Source organism: Flavobacterium sp. N2550, assembly GCF_025947265.1.
Lineage (GTDB): Bacteria > Bacteroidota > Bacteroidia > Flavobacteriales > Flavobacteriaceae > Flavobacterium > Flavobacterium endophyticum.
In genome coordinates this window covers 3,594,376-3,606,342 of the sequence record NZ_CP110007.1, presented here as the reverse complement: position 1 = coordinate 3,606,342, position 11,967 = coordinate 3,594,376, and the positions used below count along the sequence as shown (strand labels likewise).

Below are 11,967 nucleotides of genomic sequence, written 5' to 3'. Positions count from 1 at the left end.
ATACTCCGCTCTTATCTTTATAATGTAGTATTATTCAAAGATGGCAATTATTTTTGCTATTCTATACCCTAAAACTGCAAAGAGGCTGTATGAGTGAGGATTAGCGGGGAGTAAAAAAGAATTAGTGTTTTTTAAGGCTTTGCTGCAGATCGTTCCAAGCGCCTCCGTTGTATACTTTTTTAAATCCTTTTTCTTTTAGGATGTTTTCGACCTTGACGCTGCGGAGTCCGTGGGAACATACGGTGATGTAGGTTTTTGAGGTATCGAGTTCCGTATAGCGGTGGCGGATTTCGCCTAAAGAGATGTTGAGGGCGCCTTGGATATGGCCCATCTCGAATTCTTTTTCTGTACGGACGTCGAGGATGATGGCACCTTCTGAAATGAGCTGGCCTAGTCCTTTGTCTAGGGTGTAGATCTTGTAGATGCGGTATCCGATATAGGCAAGCAAAAGGATGCCGACGATGAGGATTGCTTTTTTCATATTTTGCTTAAGATTTTTCGGTCGATATAAAAGGTTCCGAACGGAATGATGCAGGCGAGCATGACCTTGTAGGTGGTTTGCCTAAACTTCCATTGTTGTTCGACTCCAACGCTCAAAGTGTTAAAGATAAAAAGCAGGAATAGGGCTCCGTGAAGCGGTCCCATAATTTTTGAGAGCGAAGGATCGCCGGCTGCATATTTAAGAGGTACGGCAATAAAGAAAAGGACGAGGAGCGAAAGTCCTTCGATGTATCCGAGGAGGCGAAGGCGCCCGATGGGTGTTTTTAAAAGTGTCTGCATATTATCTGAAATAGGGTCTGTTTGCGAAAGGGGAGAACGGCCAAGGTATGGCAATGAAAATGATGAGCAGGGCCAAGGCATACCAGATGAGCATCGTCTTGAATTTTTCAGGGCTTGTTGTTTTTCTTTTTGTTAAAGAAGAACCAATGGTAATGATGATTATGGCAAGCAACATGAGCAGGCTGTGGATGACTCCGAAAAAAAGCAAGTTGAAGCTTTCTTTGGCGGTGCTGAAATTGTTGAGAAAGTATTTGATGATGGGACTCTGGAAGTATAGCGTCATGCCGACCATCAATTGTGTGTGGGCTATGGTGGCTGTCCAGTGCCTAACGGCATTGTCTGTTTTTGTGAATGCTGCTTTGCGGAAATAGCCACGGTAGGCTCTGTATAGTGAAACAATCAGGCTGACCAAAACAAGCCAGCGCAGTGTGGAATGGAGGAAGGTAAGGGCTTGATACATATCGAAAAACGACTATTTGTTTGTTACGGGAACAAAAGTAAATAAAAAACATACTAATTAGTATGTTTTTGAATAAAAAAATTATCGGAGGGTTTCGAGATAGTCTTTTAGCTGTTTTAAAAACACGAGGTAGACGGTTTTGCTATTGCTTAATTTGCCTATGTTTCGGATGCCCCAGTAGCCTGACATGATAAAGATGGCGACTTGGTCTGCTTTTACGTCTGGGCGAATGCTTCCGTCTTTTTTGCCGCTTTCGATGCAGGCAATAATGGCGTCTTTCCATGCTGCGGAAAGGTCGTTTAGTGCTTTTGTGAAATCGGTATTCCAAGGAGCCATTTCTTGGGTGAAATTGGCCGCCGGACAGCCGTATTCTACTTTGAGAAATTCGTTGTCCATGAGTATCTCGTGCATCATGTCGTAGATAATCTGTACAGGATCGCCGCCGGACGCAAGGGGTTTCAGGAATGTGGCTTCGAACGTGGGCTTTAATAGTTCGTTGATGATAGCAATGCCCATCTCGTCTTTGTTCTTGAAATGGTAGTAGAAGGCTCCTTTTGTTACATGAGTAGTGGCCAAAATCTCGTCGATACTGGTAGTCAGGTAGCCTTTTCCGTAGATGAGCTCAAAGGCTTTCTGGAGGATATTCAGCCGAGTGATTGCCGCTTTTTTCATGTGGGTTGGTCTTCTTTTAAACAAAGAAAGAGATAATTTGTAATTCCTGCAAACGACGTCTTGGCAGTGCAGGGATTATTTCTCTACATATCTTGCGCTTTTTCCGCTCGGAATTGCTTTGATATGGAGTACTTTGTCTCCTGCTAACCATCGGCTTTCTAGCTTTTCGATTCTAGCTATTGCGGTATCGTTCTTGAAAATGGTGTCGTTTTTTATTTGGATGGACTTGTTTTTGAAATCAATAATATCGCCTATGTAAAATCCTCCGGCATGTTTCCAGAATCCTTCTTTTAATTTGTCGTTCGTGTTGCTGCAGGATAATGTAAAAGCGATGGGGATTAAAATAAAGAATATACTAAACCTTTTTATATGTCTCATGGCTTTCTTAACATTGATTTTGTATTGTGCCCATTTATTGTTTGTGGCTGCCAATATTTTATTCCTTGACATCGAAAATCATAAGACCTGGAATTTCAATTGTCTTTTTATTATATGGTATTTTTACTAAAAGTTTTAATTCTTTATCGTCAATGGATTTTGGAGTAAAATTGTAGTCAAATCTAGTACTGGTGTTACTGCCTATTTTTATTTGTTTATCGCCTTCAAGTTTATAGATATCGTATTTGGGTAATTTTTTATCAAAAGTTTGAAATAGCATAACTATATTATTGTTTTTGCCGACTTTTAAAAAAGGTTTGTCTGGAACACCAACTAATGTCTGCGAGTATAAAAAATTTTCTTCATATTCAGATAATGAATCTCTTAAAATCTTATTTTGCCTTTGAAGTTCAGAAATCTTACGCGATAAATGATTTATTTCCTCCGTTTTGGTAATAGCGTCAGGGTTTTTACATCCCATGGTTGTTAAGAGTAAAATAATAATAATTCCTGTTAGTCTCATGGTTTTTGATTAGGTTTTGTTACAGAACAAGTTAGCATCACCTCAAAAATACAATTTAATAAAGGTTATTTATTCTCTTCTATTATTTTTCTAGCATTGTCATTTTGAGGATTGAGTGCTAATGATTTTTTATCGGCTTTTAGGGCTTCTTTCTTCTGGCCAAGCTTCATCAGGCATTCGCCATAACTGTCAAAAGTATTGAAGCCGTTTGGATAGAGTTTTGTGTTTAGCTTGAAGATTTTTAGGGCGTCTTCGTTTTTATTGGCATTCAGCAGGCTATAGCCAAAATTATTGATTTCTTCTTCGCTACTGTTGTATTCGGATTCGGTTCCTTTTTTGAATTCTTGCTCGATAAACTTGATGGTCTTGTCAATAGAATTGTTGCTTGCATAGTAGGAAGAAACCGATTTTAGGTTCATGAATCTTTCTTTTTTGATTTGCTCGGCAAGGGATTCTACGCTGTAATAGCTGCGGTCTTCGTCGGTTACTTTTGTGGTATCGATTTTGTATCGCGCCCATTTGTTGTTTGTGGCTTGGTTTTTTACGAACTGGGTTCCGTAAATCTGGGGCTGTCCTCTTCGCATCAGGTCTCTGTCGACTGCTGCGGCATACCACCATTTGTTGAGGGTTGCATCGAGCTCTATGGCTTTTTTGAAACTTTGTACTGCTATTCGCGAATCGATGGTATCGTTGCCGTGTTGGAAGACGATTCCGGAATTGAAGTGGTCTTTGGCGGTCTTGACTTTGTCTTCTTTTATCAGTTCGAAAATCCTCACGCGCCTGAGGCTGTCTTCTTTGTTGAGGATCATCCAGTTGATGTCTGAAGCCATTCTTGCACTTTGGTCGTCGTCGGCCATTTTCTGCAATTCGGGATTGTCTGTCTGTGAAAATGCTTGCAATGTGAAAAGCAGCAATAAGAGGATTTGAAAAGGGATTCTTTTTTTCATGTGTTTGATTGATGATTTTTTTAAAGATAAAAATATTTCCTTAAAGAATGACAAACTTGTATAATTGGAACAAGGATATTTTTTAACACATGGAAACAAGCTGTTGCCCTAAACGCTAAACTGCCGCAGATGATGATCGTTGTGTTTGTAGGCGAATATGCCGATTTCTTCTTTTGTCATTTTGCCGAAAAAGTCATGGACGAAGTCAGGATTAGAGAAGTGTCCGTAGCCTGCAATCTGTTCTGCCCAGATGTTTTTTTGAGCTTTTAGGTCGCCTTCTTTTTCTTTTACTGTAAATGCTGTTCCGGCGGGCATCTTTTTGCCTAAAGGACGGTCGTCTTTGGTATTGCTCTTGAGAGCCATCTTGCCAAATATCTTGCCTAGAAATTCTTGTTTATAGACATGATTCTCCTTGCCTAAAACCCACTCGTTCCATATCGTGCAGTGTTTGGCCATTTGATAGGCGTTCATTTTTCCCCATTGTCTTGTGCTTTTTTCATCGAGGGAATTGATCCTGCTGATTAATTCCTCTCGTGCTGCTGGATCAAATATTGTTTTCATTGTCGAAATTGTTAAGCGGCTGTAATGAAAAATAGTTGCCAGAATCGTCTTTGAACAAGGCTTCTGTGCCATAGAATTCTTTTGTGGGCGGCTTTATGAATTCTACGCCTTTTGATTTTAGTTCTTCATAGGTGGCAAAGATGTCGTTGCAGGTGAGTACTCCACAGCCGAATATTCCTCTTTTGATCAGGTCGATTAATGTTTCTGCGACTTCTTTAGGAAACATCTTGCTTACGGTAACAGGGAAGAGGACTAATTGCAGGTCGGGCTGTTCTGGTGGAGAAACGGTGAGCCATCGAGTTTCGGGTCCCATTGGAATATCATCTACGAGCTTAAAGCCTAATTTGTTGATGTAGAAGTCATAGGCGCTGTCTTGGTCTAAGACATGGATGTTGGTAATGGTCATTTTTGTAATCATGGCTTTTCTTTTTTAATGTTGAACACATTACAAAGATGGGCAATGATTTATTTTTCGGCTTCTTCAAAATTGCTATTTTCTTTCCAGCCGTGCATATAGGCATAGCAGCCGGGTACAAAGGCCAAAGGCGTCTGCTGTATCTGGGATTGTCTTTCTTTATGACTATCGAGGTATTGGGAGGGTGTCTTGCCGACGAGTTTGGTAAAGAGGCCGCTAAAGGTACTTGGACTTTCAAAACCTACTAAGGAACAGGCTTCGGTTACAGGCTTGCCTTGCTGTAGAAATTGCTGGGCTTTTTCGATGCGTACGCCTGTGAGGTATTGGTGGGGCGTCTTTCCGTAGATGGATTTGAACAGCCGTATGAAATGGAATTTGGAAAAATAAGCTTCGTCTGAGATATTGTTGAGGTCGATTTTATCAGCATAGCATTTATCAATAAAGACTTTTGCCTGAACAATCCTGCGATAGAGGTAGATCTTTGGATATTGGGCTGCTGTCATGGTGTTGTCTTCTTTTCTGGGTTTTACTAAGTTAGGAAAAAAAGGGTTTTCTAAAACAGCAGAAATAGAAATAGTTACACTATGCTTAAAAAGGGGGATTATCTCTATCTATATAATAAAGCCGGCCTCCCATACAATTATTTTCGCCAGTCAGTACACCGCGATTAAACAAAGCATGGGCATACATCATCATTTCTTTATTGTCTAACGCTATTGCCCACTTTTTTTTCGCTTTTATTTGAGTGGCAAGAGAATCAAAATTTATTTTTTTTTCTAATTTTTCAAGCTCTTTCATAGTGTAATCTTCACTGCCGATGTTGATTATTGCGCTATCATTCTTGAATTCATAATATCGTTTTTTATTTTCGATGGCTAGTTTTATCGCTTTTTCAACTCCTTCTTCATCATATGCCAAATCATATTCTCTATGTAAAGCGCCTTGTAAAAAATTTCCTTCTGTACAAACTTCCCTAATTTCTCCTGTATTGAGATTCTTAAGTTTTATAACTAGGTGATATTGGAATGTACTACCATTATTTATTGCGGCTATGTAATTTAGATATAATTCGTCATTTTGTTTCACCTTACATGAAATAGAAAAGATTAAAATAACTAGCAATAAGAGTTTTTTTATAAAACGTTGCATAAATTGTTTTTTGTTTTAAATGAATTCCTAAGAAATCAAAAATAGTTTCTGATTACTTCAGAACCACATTATTCCTCTTCCCATATTCCAAAATTATTTGAAATAAGAGCCATGATTTTTTGATATGCGATAAGTTCGTCTACTTCTGGAAAGCGTTTTAAATAACTTTTATAGTTGGTAAAGTCAATAATATGCTGTTCCTTTTTAAATTTAAAATAAGCTTTGTAACTAGTTCCATCACTTATAGTTGAAACTGTTGTCTGGAGATAATATTGTCCTTTTTCAGAAACTACTTTGGTGTCATTAAATTTGTATGCTATGTCTTTTATATTTGGCAACTTTTCTATGTAGAAAGCAAATAACTGCAACCATATGAAATCAAGGTCTTTGACGCTTGAAAGTTTCGTAACAGTATAAGTTTCTTGATCGCTACGATAATGATAAAGATAGGCATGCCAAATTTTATTATCGTCATAAAACATCCTAAATAATTCAGTACTACTAGTTATAGCATGGCTTTTATAGAGTCTAAATTCTTTATCAAAGAGTATATCTGAAATCCCTAAACGATTATTTATTTTTTTGACATCATTTATTTCTTCGACAGATTGTCCAAAACAATTACATAAAAAAAAGAGATATAAAATTGTAAATATTTTTCTCATGTATTATGATTTGAGAACTAACATTTCTTGATAATTCACTTATCGCAACAAACTAAAATGCCCTCGAATGGTCCTGCCGCTTTCTAGTTTGACTAAGTACCAGTAATCATTGGCTGGCAAAGGGCGTCCGTTGTAATTTCCGTCCCAGCCTGCGCCTTTAGGGTCGATATCTGCAAGTAGCTTTCCGAAGCGGTCAAAGATATAGATTTTTGAGCTGGCGAAAAATAGCGGGTTGATGCCGATAATGTCCCAAGTGTCGTTAGTGCCATCTGCATTAGGCGTAAAAAAGGGAGGAATCTTTAGCACGGATATTTTTTGGGATACGATGCCGCAGCCATGGGTATCATAGACATAGACGGTATGGACTCCTGCGGCTACGTTTTCAAAATGATTGGAATCTTGAAACGGGCCGTTCGGCAGGTCAAGACTGTATTGGTAGCTACCAATGCTGGCAGGGTCTAGGATAACGGTTACGGTATTGTTTTGTGCCAAATCTACAATTACGACTTCGGCTATCGTGGCATTGTTAGACGGGGAGACAGTTATGGTTCTGGTCTGGATGCATCCGTTGGCGTTCGTGACTTTTACAGTATAGGTTCCTACTTCGTTTACGCGGATGGCGGGAGTTGTCTGTACGGGTGTAGTCGACCATTCGTAGGTATAATCCGTCGGATTGCCTTGCAGCAGTCCTGCATCGAGGGTAATATAACGGTTGGGCAAGTTGGTGCAAACATAACCAGTGTCTTGTACTTCAATCTGTGGGAGGCGGTTTACTGTTAGCTGGATTGGAGCTATTACAGAACAGCTATTGGCTTCTTCAACGCGTACATAGATAGTCGCGTTATAAGGCGTAGCATTCGGATAGTTGGCGGTATTTGTAATTTCGTTTTGCTCTAGCAGGGCATCGTTTAGGTTGGCGTAAAAATGTGCTGTTTCGGTCGGTGTCAGGAGAAGGTCTGTGGTGCTTAGGTCAAACGGCATGACGCCGGTTTCGGCGGTGTCGCATTGCGGTGCGATGGTTACTGTCCTGTTGATTACGTTTACGTTAAGGTCTAGGGTACTCATACTGGAACATCCGGTCGTAAGGTCGGTAATCTTTACATCGATGGTTTCAGGGTTTGCAGTATTGGTATAGGCTGTCGGTAACAGGATGTTGCTCTTAAAAAATTCTACGCCCAAGTTGGGGTCTCCGCCCGTAAGGGAAGGAATGGATTCATTGAGGTTGAATAAAGTAAGTCCGTCTGGAGTAAGTCCGGAATCGCACTGTACCAAAGTGGCTGTCGTTTTTGCTGGCAAGGGATTAACGACGAGCTTGATTTCTTTGATCTTGAAACATCCGTCTGAATTAGTGACTTTGATAAAGGCGCTTTCTTCATTCGGAGTCATATTGTAATGTGCGGCTCCGTAAGCTGCAGTATTATTGATAGCATCTCCAAAAGTGGGGTAGTAGTCTACGGTAATTCCAGATTGGTTGGTGCCTGACAGGATACCAATGGTAACATCGCTCATGTTAAAGGTGGCCTGGCCATTCTGGTCGTCGCCGTCGCTATTATCGTCACAGATTGCAAATTGGTCGTTTGGGATATCGACGGAGTTGATTACTTCGATAGAAAATTCGGCAGTCGAAAAGCATCCGGTAATAGTATTGGTGATTCGTGCAAAAATAGGCTGCGGATTTATGGTGTTCGGGAAACTGCCTGATGGTGTTATAGCATTTTCTCCCGTCAACACGTCATTGGTGTTGAGGTGATAGGTAACGGCTACCGAAGTCTGGCTGCCGATAATGGTGCTGGTGTTTTGCTCGAGGTCAAAAGTAGTACTGTTGTCGATAAGGCCGTCGTTGTCGCAATTCGTAATATTGAGCGCCGTACCTGTTGGATTCTGGAATGTCGGGGGCTGATTGAAGGTAGCCGTTCCCGTCCACGTGAGCGAAAAATTGCTCGAGCCTACCGGCCTGTCGATGACTAAAAAGTAGCTTTCGCCATTGTTGACGGTGAGCCATTGCACGAAGCTGTTTCCGTCTGCCCCCGGGCCTTCGGAAGTATCGGTTTCGTCTTGGTTCAGGCCTGTAAGATTGTCTGAAGCATTTGCCGCTATTGGGTTGGTGGTCGAACAGCGGATAGCCTGCCCTAAATTAGTACAGTCAGCATTGGGTCCGAATATAAAAAAGTCGAAATCGACATCTATATCGCTGCTTTCGGGAGTAAGGGTAAATCCAAGCGTACCGCCCGTGTCTATAGAAAGCATAAGCCAAATACTGTTGTTTTCTTGGCTGCTGCAGTTGTTGAATCCAAGTTCTTGAATGCCAATTCCTGTTGCGCTCAATCCTTCAAATCCAGTATTTCCGCATACAATGATGGCATTGGTGCAGTCATTCTGCGAAAAAGTCTTGGTGATTGTAAAAAGGAGGAGGAGGGCAATGAGGGATTTTTTTAAAGTCATTCGTTACGTATGTTTACTCAAATTTATTATATTTTTAGTATTTGAAATTTAATTCCTTCTGAAAATTAAGAGTTTCAATCGTTTTAATCCGCTAAAAATTAGTTTTTTAATAGCAATAAGGCAATATCTAAATAGCAAATGGCTATTGTGAATGAGGATTCGATAGATTTGACTTGCTAGTAGCTAGGAGATGGCTATTATCTTTTTAGCGAAAAATGCCCTCTTACAGTTCTTTCGTTGTTCAAAATAACAAGATACCAATAATCTGTCGCGATAGCGGGATGATTGTTGTAGATTCCGTCCCATCCAGCGCCTCTAGGATCTACATCGGACAGAAGCTTTCCGAAACGGTCAAAAACATAAATTTTTGCATCGGAATAGAATATGGAATTGATTCCGATGATGTTCCAAGTGTCGTTATAGCCGTCGCCGTTCGGGGTGAAATAATTAGGTATCTGCAAGACAGAAATGTCTTTCTTCACGATGCCGCAGCCGTGAATATCATAGATATAGACCGTATGGAATCCAGGCGAGACATTTTCAAAATGGTTGGAGTCTTGAAAAGGTCCGCCTGGTAGGTCGAGGCTGTATTGGTAGCTTCCGATACTTTCAGGTGCCAACAGCACAGTAACCGTATTGTTAGCAACAAGATCGACGATGACAATTTCTTGGATGGTGGCATTATTCGAAGGCAATACGGTCAGGGTGCGGGTTTTTGAGCATCCGTGGATATTGGTTACCTTGACGGTATAGGTTCCGGCTTGATTGACTTGTATGGTCGAAGTGTGCTCTCCGGTAGACCATTCATACGTATAGTCGGAAGGAATTCCTTGCAATAAGCCAGGTGTAAGTGTCGTGTAGCGGTTCGGCAGGTTCGTACATACATAATAGGTGTCCTCGGTCTTGAGCTGTGGCAGCGGATTGACGATGAGGTTGATGGGATAGATGCCCCAGCATTGATTGTTGTCTTCGACTCTTGCATAGATTGTCTGCTGGTGAGGAACCGGGTTGGTATAGTTTTCGGCTATGGGATGCTGCTCAAGCAGGGCATCGTCGGTATTGGCATAATATAGCGTAGTTGCAGTCGGAGGCAGTCCTGGTATCTGAGCATCAGTTAGGGTGAAGTCGGATATTCCGTCTTCGCTATTCAGCTCATCGCATTTTTTAATTTGCAATGGGGTGTTGGCCATTGCATTTACAGAGAGGTCGAGCGTAGTAGTGGAAAAGCAGCCCGTAGTATTATCGGTTACTCTGACGAAGAGTTGTTGCGGATTGGCTGCGTTTGGATAGTTTATTGGCAAAGCATCCGTGTCGTTGATGGCTTCTGGCAACGAGCGAAAGAAAGTAAGACTCAGATTGGGGTCTTTTCCTATGATGGACTGTGTGGCTTCTGACAGCTTAAACGGAATATTGGTGTCGGCTGCAGTAGGGCTGCATTGCACGAGGGTTGCAGGCGTGGCTACGGGCAGGGCATTAATCTGCAGATTTTTGGTGCTTCTGATGGTTGTTCCTTCAACGACTACGGTTGCTGTGACGGTATAAGTACCCGGGCCAGGAAAGACGTGGGAAGGCAATAGAGAATTGCTGAAGACGCTGCCGTCGCCAAAATTCCAAATGGCACTTTGGACAAATCCGTTGGTGCTTATTTCGAAGGTAGTAGCCTGTCCGGCGCATAGGTTTTTTGCAATAATATTGGTGTTGAAGACTGAGGTAATGAACGGAGGCAGTCCAAAGCGCGATGTGCCTGCTCCTAGATTGACTGCGGCATTTTGATAACCGCAGGCAGAGCCGTCAAGTTCGGGATTGTTGATGGCATCGAGGAAGCCATCGTCTAATCCGGTATTGATGTTGGCCTTGTAGATTTTTTTGTCGGGACCGAGCTGCAATGAAGAATAGCTGCGGCTTGAAATGAGCTGTCCTGAGTTAGGTATGGATGGGGCTTCGAGATTGAATTGTACGACACCACTTTCTGTAGAAACGTAGAGCTTTTTGGTTTCGGCAGAAAATTCAACTCCGTAGCAGCCGCTGTCTGTTATTATGGCTTGGCCATTTGATACGATTCCAGTACTGTTGTCAAAGTCATAGAGATACATGGCTCCTCCTGAAGAAGTTCCGCCCGCGATCTGTCCGTTCTGTACGTGGGCGATCGCAATCTTTTTTCCGTTTGGGGAAACTTTGATCTGTCCGATAGCATTTCTCCGATAGCCAGAAACGGGAACTACAGGATTTAGCTGCGAAATTACGGGCGTAGTGCTTACGCCGCTCGGGTCAATCTTAAAAGCGTAGAATTTGTCAATAAAATGGGTTATGACCCAATAGCCTCCTCCGTTACGAATCCTGACGGCTGTAATTTTTTCGGAGCATTTGTATTTGATTTCTTCTCCTGTTGGGTCGGGATTATAAGTAACGAGATGGGTGTTGCGAACGGTTATGTTGCCGATGCTTCCGTTGGCTCCTGTGATTGACATATCGACTACAGAATAGTTGAGTCCGTTGTTGAAGCCATCGTCTGCTGTGGGAACGCGCCCTCCGCCTCCGTCATAGTCTCCTAAAAATTGGTTCGGATAGACCGATGCGTTTTGATGGTGCGGCTCATCGACCGTAAAAATATAATAGAGGTTTGGATTGGCGGGGTTCGGTACGATTATTCCAGACTGTGTGCTGGAAGGGTCGCCTAGCAGTCCTGTTCCTGCGTTATAGTTTCCATTGGGCATGATGATATGGTTCCTGTCCCAAACGGTTCTTCCGTCGGTATATAGGAGAAGATTGCCATTAGCATCTGAGAAAGAGCTGCATCCTTCGTCGGTAACGATTCGAATAGGATTCGGGAAGTTGGAAAGCGTGGTTATGGTATTGTCGCTATTGAACTTAATGCCCGCCCTGTTGCCAAAAAACCAATTGGAGGCTTCTCCTTGCGAGAAGGATTGTAGGGACAAGCATAGAAAAAAGACAAGTAGTTTTATTCTCATAACGAG

Annotated in this window: 14 protein-coding genes; all 14 read right to left on the bottom strand. The window is 41.9% G+C overall.

What is annotated here, in order from left to right; all coding sequences use genetic code 11:
• Nucleotides 1–121: 121 nt before the first annotated feature.
• Nucleotides 122–481 (bottom strand): rhodanese-like domain-containing protein, encoded by a 360-nt coding sequence (locus OLM56_RS16090; RefSeq protein ID WP_264527698.1) that lies wholly within the window; start codon nucleotides 479–481, stop codon nucleotides 122–124.
• Nucleotides 478–780, bottom strand: a complete 303-nt coding sequence (locus OLM56_RS16085; RefSeq protein WP_264527697.1) for a DUF3817 domain-containing protein — start codon at nucleotides 778–780, stop codon at nucleotides 478–480. The genes OLM56_RS16090 and OLM56_RS16085 overlap by 4 nt, the downstream gene beginning before the upstream one ends.
• Nucleotide 781: 1 nt before the next feature.
• A complete protein-coding gene (locus OLM56_RS16080; protein WP_264527696.1) occupies nucleotides 782–1,240 on the bottom strand; it encodes a hypothetical protein in 459 nt (152 codons plus the stop codon).
• 81 nt (nucleotides 1,241–1,321) lie between these two features.
• The gene (locus tag OLM56_RS16075; RefSeq protein WP_264527695.1) at nucleotides 1,322–1,912 is read right to left on the bottom strand and encodes a TetR/AcrR family transcriptional regulator; all 591 of its coding nucleotides are present in this window, start codon (nucleotides 1,910–1,912) and stop codon (nucleotides 1,322–1,324) included.
• Nucleotides 1,913–1,987: 75 nt separating this feature from the next.
• Nucleotides 1,988–2,290, bottom strand: coding sequence for a hypothetical protein (locus tag OLM56_RS16070; RefSeq protein WP_264527694.1), 303 nt, complete (start codon nucleotides 2,288–2,290; stop codon nucleotides 1,988–1,990).
• 58 nt (nucleotides 2,291–2,348) lie between these two features.
• A complete protein-coding gene (locus OLM56_RS16065; RefSeq protein WP_264527693.1) occupies nucleotides 2,349–2,813 on the bottom strand; it encodes a hypothetical protein in 465 nt (154 codons plus the stop codon).
• 65 nt (nucleotides 2,814–2,878) lie between these two features.
• The gene (locus tag OLM56_RS16060; protein ID WP_264527692.1) at nucleotides 2,879–3,760 is read right to left on the bottom strand and encodes a tetratricopeptide repeat protein; all 882 of its coding nucleotides are present in this window, start codon (nucleotides 3,758–3,760) and stop codon (nucleotides 2,879–2,881) included.
• A 108-nt stretch (nucleotides 3,761–3,868) separates the two neighbouring features.
• Nucleotides 3,869–4,321: a DUF1569 domain-containing protein gene (locus tag OLM56_RS16055; protein WP_264527691.1), complete on the bottom strand. Its 453-nt coding sequence runs from the start codon at nucleotides 4,319–4,321 to the stop codon at nucleotides 3,869–3,871.
• Nucleotides 4,305–4,739, bottom strand: a complete 435-nt coding sequence (locus tag OLM56_RS16050) for a VOC family protein (RefSeq protein ID WP_121374799.1) — start codon at nucleotides 4,737–4,739, stop codon at nucleotides 4,305–4,307. Before OLM56_RS16050 ends, OLM56_RS16055 begins: the two co-directional genes overlap by 17 nt.
• Before the next feature lie 47 nt (nucleotides 4,740–4,786).
• Nucleotides 4,787–5,239: a helix-turn-helix domain-containing protein gene (locus OLM56_RS16045; protein ID WP_264527690.1), complete on the bottom strand. Its 453-nt coding sequence runs from the start codon at nucleotides 5,237–5,239 to the stop codon at nucleotides 4,787–4,789.
• A gap of 85 nt (nucleotides 5,240–5,324) precedes the next feature.
• Nucleotides 5,325–5,885, bottom strand: a complete 561-nt coding sequence (locus OLM56_RS16040) for a hypothetical protein (protein ID WP_264527689.1) — start codon at nucleotides 5,883–5,885, stop codon at nucleotides 5,325–5,327.
• A gap of 68 nt (nucleotides 5,886–5,953) precedes the next feature.
• Nucleotides 5,954–6,550 (bottom strand): hypothetical protein, encoded by a 597-nt coding sequence (locus OLM56_RS16035; RefSeq protein ID WP_264527688.1) that lies wholly within the window; start codon nucleotides 6,548–6,550, stop codon nucleotides 5,954–5,956.
• Between the two features lie 39 nt (nucleotides 6,551–6,589).
• Nucleotides 6,590–8,992 carry a T9SS type B sorting domain-containing protein gene (locus OLM56_RS16030; RefSeq protein WP_264527687.1) on the bottom strand — a complete coding sequence of 801 codons (2,403 nt, stop codon included), beginning with the start codon at nucleotides 8,990–8,992 and terminating at the stop codon, nucleotides 6,590–6,592.
• A 197-nt stretch (nucleotides 8,993–9,189) separates the two neighbouring features.
• The gene (locus tag OLM56_RS16025; RefSeq protein ID WP_264527686.1) at nucleotides 9,190–11,961 is read right to left on the bottom strand and encodes a T9SS type B sorting domain-containing protein; all 2,772 of its coding nucleotides are present in this window, start codon (nucleotides 11,959–11,961) and stop codon (nucleotides 9,190–9,192) included.
• Between the last annotated feature and the right edge of the window lie 6 nt (nucleotides 11,962–11,967).

What these genes read in the sequence shown, in the direction of transcription:
- OLM56_RS16090 (WP_264527698.1), bottom strand. Translation starts at nt 481, where the DNA reads ATGAAAAAAGCAATCCTCATCGTCGGCATCCTTTTGCTTGCCTATATC.
- OLM56_RS16085 (WP_264527697.1), bottom strand. Translation starts at nt 780, where the DNA reads ATGCAGACACTTTTAAAAACACCCATCGGGCGCCTTCGCCTCCTCGGA.
- OLM56_RS16080 (WP_264527696.1), bottom strand. Translation starts at nt 1,240, where the DNA reads ATGTATCAAGCCCTTACCTTCCTCCATTCCACACTGCGCTGGCTTGTT.
- OLM56_RS16075 (WP_264527695.1), bottom strand. Translation starts at nt 1,912, where the DNA reads ATGAAAAAAGCGGCAATCACTCGGCTGAATATCCTCCAGAAAGCCTTT.
- OLM56_RS16070 (WP_264527694.1), bottom strand. Translation starts at nt 2,290, where the DNA reads ATGAGACATATAAAAAGGTTTAGTATATTCTTTATTTTAATCCCCATC.
- OLM56_RS16065 (WP_264527693.1), bottom strand. Translation starts at nt 2,813, where the DNA reads ATGAGACTAACAGGAATTATTATTATTTTACTCTTAACAACCATGGGA.
- OLM56_RS16060 (WP_264527692.1), bottom strand. Translation starts at nt 3,760, where the DNA reads ATGAAAAAAAGAATCCCTTTTCAAATCCTCTTATTGCTGCTTTTCACA.
- OLM56_RS16055 (WP_264527691.1), bottom strand. Translation starts at nt 4,321, where the DNA reads ATGAAAACAATATTTGATCCAGCAGCACGAGAGGAATTAATCAGCAGG.
- OLM56_RS16050 (WP_121374799.1), bottom strand. Translation starts at nt 4,739, where the DNA reads ATGATTACAAAAATGACCATTACCAACATCCATGTCTTAGACCAAGAC.
- OLM56_RS16045 (WP_264527690.1), bottom strand. Translation starts at nt 5,239, where the DNA reads ATGACAGCAGCCCAATATCCAAAGATCTACCTCTATCGCAGGATTGTT.
- OLM56_RS16040 (WP_264527689.1), bottom strand. Translation starts at nt 5,885, where the DNA reads ATGCAACGTTTTATAAAAAAACTCTTATTGCTAGTTATTTTAATCTTT.
- OLM56_RS16035 (WP_264527688.1), bottom strand. Translation starts at nt 6,550, where the DNA reads ATGAGAAAAATATTTACAATTTTATATCTCTTTTTTTTATGTAATTGT.
- OLM56_RS16030 (WP_264527687.1), bottom strand. Translation starts at nt 8,992, where the DNA reads ATGACTTTAAAAAAATCCCTCATTGCCCTCCTCCTCCTTTTTACAATC.
- OLM56_RS16025 (WP_264527686.1), bottom strand. Translation starts at nt 11,961, where the DNA reads ATGAGAATAAAACTACTTGTCTTTTTTCTATGCTTGTCCCTACAATCC.